A 7,889-nucleotide genomic window follows, 5' to 3' on the forward strand; every position below is an offset into this window, starting at 1 on the left:
CCGAGCTCGTGGTTGGTGCGGGCGGCGGCGAGTTTCACGGCGGCCAGCCCGCGGACCAGGTGCATGTTGGAGGACAGCGGCTGGCCGGTGATGGGGAAGTTCTCCACGGCCCGGAGGGTGTGGACGCCCCAGTAGGCGCCGGCGGGAACATCCCGGTCACCCAGGAGATCGTGTTCGGAGCGGAATTCTGCGCGTTCGTCGTGCGAGGTCATGGCGGTCCCTTACAGGTTTTTGGGGGCGTGGGAGAACTTGGGGTCAGCGAGGAAATCGGTGGCCTGCAGCAGCCCGACGGGCCGGCCGCCGCCCAGCACAGGGGTAGCGGCAAGGCGCGCCAAGGGGGAGGTGTCGACGTCGAGCGCGGCCAGGACCCGGACGGTGACGGGCATCCGGGCGCGGTCTCCGCCGTCGGAAACCTTCACGGCGAGGGCACGGCCATCCGGGAGGCCCACCAGCTGGACGCCCTCGAAACCGTCCTTGGCAAGCAGGCCGGGGACCAGGCGCATCAGCTCGGTGACATCCCGGTCCTCGCCCGCAACCATCTCGGGGTGGCGGCGCATGGCGCGGCCGACGGCGGCTTCCGCTTCGCCGACTTCTGTTTCGCCGGATCCGGCCGCGGCGGCCGCGGCGAGGCGGCCGAAGGCGCGGGCCATGCCGCGCAGCGTGAGCGCAAAGAGCGGGGTGCCGCAGCCGTCAGTGGTGGTGCGCTGGGGGTCTTCACCGGTCAGGTCCGCCACGGTCCGGGCCACCAGCTGCTGTAGCGGGTGCGCCGGGTCCAAGTAGCCCTGAACCGGCCAGCCATTGATAACGCAGGTGGCCGCCATGGCGGCATGCTTTCCGGAACAGTTCTGCGTCAGTTGGGTGGCCTGGCCCCCGCCGCCGAGCCAGTCTTCGCGCTCGCGGGCGCCGTAGGGGAGATCGGTGCTGTTCTCGAGGTCCGCGGGCGTCAGGCCGTGCAGCTCCAGGATGCGCCCGGCGCCGTCACGGTGGCTGGCTGCGCCAGAATGGCTGGCGGCGGCGAGGGCGAGGAGTTCGTCCGGGAGGTCCAGCCCGGCGCGGACCATGGCGACGGCCTGCAGGGGCTTCAGGGCGGACCGCGGGTAGAACGGGGCGAGGGGCTCCCCGGCAGTGAGGAGGATCTGGCCGTCCGCTGCGGTGGCGATGACCGAGCCGTAGTGGACACTCTCGACCAGCCCGTCCCGGGTCTGGACCGCAAGCGGGACGTGCTGCGGCAGCCACTCCGGGGCGAGCGGGGTCGGGGTGTTGGCGAGAGCAGGGGAAGTCATTGCGTCCTTTGGCGGTGGCGGTTGATGCGGTTGTGGTGGCTGGTCACTGTGTTGGTGCTGGTTTTGCCGGTGCTGACCAGATTGCTTACGGCATCGTTGACGGCACCAGGCACCAGGCGCCTGACGTCAGGCGTTGAGAATCGAGTCGAGGGCAATGCCAACGGCGTGCAGATGCTGGCTCATGGCGATGCGCGCCGTCGCCGCGTCGCCGGCTTCGATCGCGGCCAGGATGCGCCGGTGCTCCTCGTCGGACGCGTGCTGGCGGTCCGCCACCATGTTCAGGGTCTCGGACTGGTGGGCGAGGGCGTCCCGGATGTCCGCGACGACGTTCTCGAAGACCTTGTTTCGGCTGGCCCGCGCGATCAACGCGTGGAAGCTGGAGTCCAGGCCCACCCACACTTCGGGGTCGTCCTCGCCGCTCATCGCGGCAACGATGTCGCGCAGCGTTGCCAGCTCCTCGGCCGAACGGCGTTCTGCAGCCAGTCCGGCGGCAGGAACCTCGATATGGGGACGCGCCTCCGTGAGGTCGCGGGCCGAGTATTGGCCCAGGACCAGGTCCTTTGCCACGCGGTTGGCGACGACGAACGTGCCCCGCCCGGTCTTGGTGACCGTCAGGCCCAGGGCGGTGCAGGAGCGCAGGGCCTCGCGGACCACGGAGCGGCTCACGCCGTACTGCTGGGCAAGAGTGGCCTCGGAGCTCAGCTTGGCGCCGACGCCGAGCTTGCCGGATTCGATCTCGGTGCGGAGGACGTTGAAAACGGCTTCGGCGGCACTGAGGCGAGCCAAAGGCTGTCCTGCTGTCCGGCTGTCTGACAGGTTCACGCTTTAAAACATGGCAGAGATCACACCGGGGTGTCAAGTATGACGGCGGCCCCGGGGGTCCGGGGCCGCCGTCGCCGCTCGGGCCGGAGTTCCGGCGGCGGCCTACTTGCCTGGGTTGGCGTCCGGGCTGCTGGCCGGGACTACTGGACCTTGGACGGGCGGGTGCGGACCAGCGCGGTGACGCCCGCGGCCAGGCCGATCAGCCCTGCAGCCAGGCCGATCCAGCCGGCGGCGGATCCGCCGGCACTGGACGTGCCCGCTGCCGCTGCCGGGGCCGCCGAGGGTGCGGTCGTCGTGGCTGCGGCGGGGACGGCTGCGCCGTGGGCCTCGGCGTCCTTGGCCGTGGTCACGAAGGAGGGTGCCGGGTGCCCGGGTTCGGCCTGGCCCTCGACTGTCTTCTCGTCCCACTTCACGACGGTTCCATCGGTGTAGGTCTGGGCCGTCGGCAGCGTCACCGTAGTTCCCGCGTCCGGCAGGACGCCGACGGACAGTGAGAAGGCCTGGTACTCGTCCGGTCCGATCTGGTGGGCCTCGTCAGCGGTCCAGACCACGGAACTCGGGGCCTTGGTGATCGTGGCGCCGGCGACCGTGATCGGCTTCGGCAGCTCGCTCGTGGTGATGACGGCCTTCCAGCCCTCGACAGGCTTCACCGACACCGAAGTGAACGGGGTGTCCGTGGGCAGCGTGACTTCGACTTTGCTGGTCTTGGCCGACTCGGACTCGTTGGGGACATTGAACGTCAGGTGGCTGTAGCCGCCCGCGGCCGGATCGTCGGTGTCGACGTGGACGTGGGCGGAGGCGGCTGCTGCGCCGGCGGCGAGCAGGCCCGCGGTCATCGTGGCGGCAGCGGCGGTTTTGAGGGTACGGCGAAGGGAGGGTTTCATGGCAAGGGTGCCTTTCACTTACGGATATCAGATGGGGAGCCGTCCGGTGCGTTGTCCTTCCGGCGGTAGCAGTGGGGTGGCCGCCTGCTGTCCCTGTCCGTAGGTGAAAGGGATTGATGTCAGGCGGCGGGCGACAGCTCCGGAGGTCCGCGCCTGGTCGGCAGGCGGAGGCCAGCCCGGGCTTTGGGGAGGACCAGGTTGACCGCGCAGGGGCCGGGGACGCGCAGGGGCGTGGCGGCGGAGGGCTGGGGCAGCTGCACGAGCGGGCGCAGCCAGGAAACAAGTGCGGACAGGGCCCGCTCGCTGCGTGCGAGCAAAAGTGCCGTGCCGAGCGTCGCCATCGCGTGTGCGGCGAACATGGCTCCGCCCATGTCGGCCGCCGAAACCGCCATGGAAGGGTCGGGCATCGCCGGGGCAATGGCAGCCGCCGAATGGCCCGGATGACCCGGATGACCCGCAGCCATCCGGGCCTGGAGGGCCGCGGGCGCCCCTGAGGACAAGGCGCCGAAGGACCAGTGCAGCCACAGTTGCCCTACGCCGAGCAGGCCGGCCAGGGCCGGAAAGGACAGGCGGACGCGGGTAAGTACGGCCACGGGGACCATCGCCACGGCACACAACGCCGTCACGATCGCCGGCTCGGGCAGCCGTCCGCCGCCGGCCAGGTGCCCGCCGGCTGCCAGCGCCACGATGATGGATCCGATCAGGCCGGTGCGGAACAGCCGGAAGGAAGCGCGCGTCATCGTGTGCAGTCCTTTCCGGATTCCGTGGGGTCTGGTTGTCGCTTAAGTCCCTTAAATCCTACGGGCCATTGTGAACCGCCACGTCCGCGCGCGGCTGAACCGCCCAATCTGTGCCGGCCGGGCTGCGCCAGCCGGCTATGACGGCGGGTGTCTTCGATCGCCGGCGGTTGCCCCCGCCTGCCCAGTTCGCCGGTACGTACGTGCCGTTATAGCTCTGTGCAGGCATCCTGGCCCGTCCTATACTGGAAATGCCTGCAAAGCGGCACGTTCGTACCGCCAGGGTTCGAACCCACAGGGTTCGTACGCACGAACGCCGGACCCTCGGACGTGTGTTGACTAACGGGAGGCTGCCATGGGGAACGCATTTCCGGGCGAACTCGCTGCCGAGGCCCGGGCCCGGCGCGGGTCGCTCCGCCTGAGCCAGCGCGAGCTGGCCGAACTGGCCGGAGTCTCAGAACGCTTCGTCCGGTTCGTCGAACAGGGTAAACGCACGGTGCAGCTGGACTCCCTGCTGGCGCTCCTGGACACGCTGGGGCTGGAACTCCGGGTCCAGACCCGGACCAGCGCCGCAGCCCGGGCCCTCGCCGGTCCGGTGGCCGGCCTGCGGTCCGACGGGGAACTGCGGGACGGGCCGGAAGCCCGGCCATGAGGCACCGCATCGCGGATATCTACAAGGCCGGTGTGCTGGCGGCCCGGCTGGAACGGCACGACGGCGGCACCAGGTTCAGCTACCTGCCGGCCTATCTGGCGTCCGGGGGCCCCGCCGTCGCGAGCTCCCTGCCGCGAACTCCGGAACCCGTGCTGTCCGCGGCGGGGGCGGCCCCGCCGTATTTCACCGGGCTTCTGCCGGAGGGCCGGCGGCTGAATGCGTTGCGCCGTTCCATCAAGACCAGCGTGGACGATGAGCTGTCCTTGCTCATCGCGGCCGGTGCCAACCCGGTGGGTGATGTGCAAATCGTTGGCCATGGCGAGAAGCTGGACCCGGACGAGCACGCCGTCGAGCTTGACCCCGCAACGCCCGTGGATTTCGAGGCCCTGCTGGGCGACTCCGGGCTGATCGACCCGGTGGCCCTGGCGGGGGTGCAGGACAAGCTGTCCGCTGGAATGATCTCCATGCCGGTGGCCAGCGCCGGCCGGCGCTACATTCTCAAACTCAACGCGCCCGAGTTCCCGCACGTCGTCGAAAACGAGTACGCGATGTTCCGGTACGCGGCGCGGCTGCGGATCCCATTGAGCCGGGTCCAGCTGATCCGCGACGTCGCCGGCCGGCCGGGGCTCCTCGTGGAACGCTTCGACCGGGTGCCTGTAGCCAGTGGCACTGTATCCGGTGGGCCTGTCGCCGGCGGGTCGGGGCCCAAGGCGGCGGCCAGGTCGCCGCGGGCGGTGCAGCGGCTCGCCGTCGAGGACGGCGCGCAGGTGCTGGGCCTCTACCCTGCGGACAAGTACAACGTGGGATACGGGCAGGTGTGCCGTGCGCTTGCGGCTTATTGCGCGGCTCCGCTGCCCGCGGTGCGGAATTTGGCCCTCCAGGCGGCATTTGCGTGGCTGACGGGCAACGGCGACCTGCACGCGAAGAACGTTTCCATGGTGCAGCAGCCGGCCGGGGAATGGTCCATCGCGCCGGTATACGACATCCCGTCCACGGTCGTCTACGGGGACAAGACACTCGCCCTGACCCTGGACGGCAAGCGCACAGGGATTTCCCGGAAGCACTTCCTGGGCTGGGCCGCGGGGATGGGGCTGACTGAACGTGCTGCCGTCCAGGTGCTGGAACTGGCGCTGAAGGCCTCGGATCCGCTGCTGGCGGACCTTCAGGCGGGCACGGCGTTCCGCTCCATGACCGACGACGGCGCCTCGCCGTTTTCAGCGATGGTCACCCGCGACTGGGTCAAGGAACTCAAACACCGGCGCAGGCTGCTGGCCGGGTGATGCCGCCGGCGCCGGCTTGGCTTGCGCCGGATGCCGCTGACGGATGCCGTTGCGTGGAGCCTCAGAGGTGCTGGATGCCCGCCCGCTGCATGGCGTCTTTGTAGACCTCAACGTTCTTGGCGAGGAGCTCTTCCTGCTTGGCCGGAGATACCGCGAAGGCGCGGCCGCCAAGTGCGGTGGCCTTGTAGATCTTGACACCATGATTCTTCAGCGAGGAATGGTAGGTCTTCTCGAAAAGCGTCAGGAAGGAGTGGGCGTCCGCGCCGTGCGCAATAACCGCCGAGACGCGCTTGTTGATCTTGAGGAACTGGCGGAAGGGCCGGAGGCCGTCCGTCTTCTCCTGGACGTTCAGGGCGGAGGATGCCTCCGGATCGCGGATCCACGGGTAGGCGTTCCACGGCATCACATAGCGGGGGTCCAGCTCTGCGGCCTCGTAGATGGAGGTCGCGCGGCGGGCGGCTTCATCGTCGTTGAAGTGCGAGACAAAGCCTGATTCGGTGCCCTTGCCCGGGCTGATATGCAGGCTGACGATCCGGCATTCGTCCTCGTCATGGATGGGGTCGATGTACGGGACCACGGATCCAGGCTTCTTTTCCATGAGTTCGTCGCACAGCTGCGTCACCGCGGCGATGTTCGGCTCCTGCAGCAGGGTCTTCTTTTCGTCCCAGTCAATCGTCACGATTTCTCCCTCAGCACTTGGCGTCCAGAATCAGGCGGCTTCCTCCACTCTACGCTTTCGCGGCAGGGGGTGTTTCGGCCGGACCTATTCGGCCGGGGCTGCGCAGGGGTTTGCCCTGGGTCAACGGCCCTCTGGTGACGGCAGTGAGGCGGGCGTAGGCTTAAAGCGCCTGCAGGTAACCATCTGATGACTCCGGGTTGTTCGGGACATTGAAGTGTCCGAGCCGTCTCTTAGCGAGATCGCGAAGGTACCTGCAGGCCTGACGTCCGCCGCCGCTCAGGTGGTCGGGCGCTTTTCTTTGCCGCCGGCCTGCCGGATGCGATGAAGCGGGGCGGAGCCGAGGGCAAGAGCCGCGAATCGAGTGCTTCGAATAGCGGCCCGTCGCCCGACAACTGTGCCCCGAGGCCGAGCCAATGTTAGTTCGGTCCTGCACGGCAGCCACCGGACTGTCCCTATGCCGCAGCCCCAACTTTGGGCTTTCCACGCCTGAGCGTTTTGGCTTGGTGCCGGAGCTGGCGCCGGTGTCGGGAGCCCGGCTGGGACCCCGTCTGATCTGTGGCTGATGGCCGGAGCGGAGTTCCCGGCAGGGGTGGCGCGGTGGAGTAGTAGCTGTGGCCTGTCGGTGTCGTCAGCTTGAGCGTGTGGCGGGTGCCGGGTGCGGGGCGTGCTTTCCAGCCGGGGGTTTCTTTGGTGTGGTTGCAGGCTTCGCAGAGTCCGGCGGCGTTGTTCGTGGTGGTCGGGCCGCCGGTGTGCCAGGGAATGATGTGGTCCAGGTGGCGGATGGGCGCGTCGCAGTAGGGGGTGCGGCAAGTGTCGTCTCTGGTTTGGATGAAGCGGCGGTGCCCGGGCGGGAAGAGCCGGGCGCGGGAGTCCATCCCCACGAGCTCGCCGGTGCCGGGGTGGGTGTAGAGCCGCCGGAGCCAGAGGTTGAATGCGGGGTCATCGCCGCTCCCGGCGGTGCCGCCCGGTCCAGGGCGACCACTGTCCCCCGGGGCGCCGGACTGGCCGTCACCGTTTCTGTCCGTGATCGTGGCCACGGCGCCGGGTCTCGGGGGACCACTGTGTCCCGGGGAACTGCCGCCCTCGCCGCTCTTTGGGCCATTTGTGCCGCTGATAAGGGTGCGGGCCCAGCCGGCGGGGATGATGCCGTAGCCGGGCAGCCGGGCGGGTTCGGAGCCGGCCTGGAAGAGGGTGCGGTCAGTGATGACGAGCTGGATCTCGACCCCGGTGATCCCGCCCGGGGTTCCGGTGGTGCGTTCGACCAGGGCATCGGCCATGAGCTGCCCGCGGCCCCTCGGGTCCGCGGCGGCGCGGAGGGTGTCGGCGTGCCCGCTCAGGGCCTTGTAGRCGGCGACGCCGGCGGTCACGGGCAGCAGGGCGGTCAGGTGGCACATGGTGTCGGGGGCCGGGCGCAGGCTGACGTGCCGCTCGGTGGCGGCGTGCGCGGCGCGTTCGGTGACGGAGCGGGGGTCACGCCGGTACGCGGCGGTGCGGGCCGCGGCCACAATGGCCCGGTCGCCCTTGCCCGCCAGCGCGCCCGAATCGGCGGCGA

At 69.5% G+C, this 7,889-nt stretch carries 8 protein-coding genes and 1 pseudogene; 2 read left to right on the plus strand and 7 right to left on the minus strand.

The features are described 5' to 3' along the window. From aspA to AC1DZV_RS21555, 5 genes and pseudogenes are all read right to left on the minus strand, one after another. Positions 1-212, minus strand: a pseudogene (aspA, locus tag AC1DZV_RS21535) (aspartate ammonia-lyase); the annotation flags it as partial. A gap of 9 nt (positions 213-221) precedes the next feature. Continuing rightward, on the minus strand, positions 222-1,283 hold the full coding sequence (locus AC1DZV_RS21540) for an asparaginase (protein ID WP_476954541.1): 1,062 nt from the start codon (positions 1,281-1,283) through the stop codon (positions 222-224). A gap of 126 nt (positions 1,284-1,409) precedes the next feature. Next, the gene (locus tag AC1DZV_RS21545) at positions 1,410-2,105 is read right to left on the minus strand and encodes a FadR/GntR family transcriptional regulator (RefSeq protein WP_476952105.1); all 696 of its coding nucleotides are present in this window, start codon (positions 2,103-2,105) and stop codon (positions 1,410-1,412) included. A 140-nt stretch (positions 2,106-2,245) separates the two neighbouring features. Further along, the gene (locus AC1DZV_RS21550; RefSeq protein WP_476954542.1) at positions 2,246-2,989 is read right to left on the minus strand and encodes a YcnI family copper-binding membrane protein; all 744 of its coding nucleotides are present in this window, start codon (positions 2,987-2,989) and stop codon (positions 2,246-2,248) included. A 119-nt stretch (positions 2,990-3,108) separates the two neighbouring features. Beyond that, on the minus strand, positions 3,109-3,729 hold the full coding sequence (locus AC1DZV_RS21555; protein WP_476954543.1) for a hypothetical protein: 621 nt from the start codon (positions 3,727-3,729) through the stop codon (positions 3,109-3,111). Positions 3,730-4,081: 352 nt separating this feature from the next. Here AC1DZV_RS21555 and AC1DZV_RS21560 point away from each other — a divergent pair, with 352 nt between their 5' ends. Next, entirely contained in the window at positions 4,082-4,378 is a 297-nt protein-coding gene (locus AC1DZV_RS21560) for a type II toxin-antitoxin system Y4mF family antitoxin (RefSeq protein WP_370116477.1), read from the plus strand. Then, positions 4,375-5,658: a type II toxin-antitoxin system HipA family toxin gene (locus AC1DZV_RS21565; RefSeq protein ID WP_476954544.1), complete on the plus strand. Its 1,284-nt coding sequence runs from the start codon at positions 4,375-4,377 to the stop codon at positions 5,656-5,658. Before AC1DZV_RS21560 ends, AC1DZV_RS21565 begins: the two co-directional genes overlap by 4 nt. A 61-nt stretch (positions 5,659-5,719) precedes the next feature. On the opposite strand, the gene AC1DZV_RS21570 is transcribed toward AC1DZV_RS21565, so the two are convergent. Further along, positions 5,720-6,337 carry a uracil-DNA glycosylase family protein gene (locus AC1DZV_RS21570; RefSeq protein WP_028276890.1) on the minus strand — a complete coding sequence of 206 codons (618 nt, stop codon included), beginning with the start codon at positions 6,335-6,337 and terminating at the stop codon, positions 5,720-5,722. 452 nt (positions 6,338-6,789) lie between these two features. Next, the coding region (locus tag AC1DZV_RS21575; protein WP_476954545.1) for an HNH endonuclease at positions 6,790-7,889 on the minus strand (1,100 nt) is incomplete at its 5' end.

The organism is Arthrobacter sp. P1_D12 (genome assembly GCF_056406175.1).

Excerpts from the sequence above, each read along its gene's own strand:
- AC1DZV_RS21555 (WP_476954543.1), bottom strand. The coding sequence starts at position 3,729 with ATGACGCGCGCTTCCTTCCGGCTGTTCCGCACCGGCCTGATCGGATCC.
- AC1DZV_RS21565 (WP_476954544.1), top strand. The coding sequence starts at position 4,375 with ATGAGGCACCGCATCGCGGATATCTACAAGGCCGGTGTGCTGGCGGCC.
- AC1DZV_RS21560 (WP_370116477.1), top strand. The coding sequence starts at position 4,082 with ATGGGGAACGCATTTCCGGGCGAACTCGCTGCCGAGGCCCGGGCCCGG.
- AC1DZV_RS21540 (WP_476954541.1), bottom strand. The coding sequence starts at position 1,283 with ATGACTTCCCCTGCTCTCGCCAACACCCCGACCCCGCTCGCCCCGGAG.
- AC1DZV_RS21550 (WP_476954542.1), bottom strand. The coding sequence starts at position 2,989 with ATGAAACCCTCCCTTCGCCGTACCCTCAAAACCGCCGCTGCCGCCACG.